General features: G+C 42.0%; 1 protein-coding gene. It reads left to right on the forward strand.

The features are described 5' to 3' along the window. Positions 1–257: ZapG family protein (locus AB4585_RS25050; RefSeq protein ID WP_372171460.1), on the forward strand; the 257-nt coding region annotated here is incomplete at its 5' end. Positions 258–367 lie beyond the last annotated feature (110 nt).

Raw genomic sequence — 367 nt, forward strand, 5'->3', positions numbered from 1 at the left:
CTCAGATTCTAGATAACATTGGGAAAGAATATCGCAAGCTCTATGAGCACATGGCGAATACTTCCAATGAGCTACTGCCCAATCTCCCGGCCCAGGACAATCCTTTTGCCGAGCGACTTGAAGCAAGAGAAGCAAGCTCAGAAGCTAAAACTTCAAGCAATGAAGCGCCAAAGGATTATGCAAACGGTGCAACTGGTATGCTGAAAGAAGAACAGAAAGAAATCTTGAAGGCTCCAGAAGCCATCAAGGCAACATAGTTCATTCTATTCAAAAACTTGAGGCTACTCACACCTTCTGGGTTTTTATCTAGAAACGGAACTTGCTGAAATTTTTTATGTCTCAAGCTTCATAGTGTTTAAAGGAGTTA

The organism is Vibrio sp. 10N.222.49.C9 (genome assembly GCF_041474985.1).
In the GTDB taxonomy this organism is placed as follows: Bacteria; Pseudomonadota; Gammaproteobacteria; order Enterobacterales; family Vibrionaceae; genus Vibrio; species Vibrio crassostreae_C.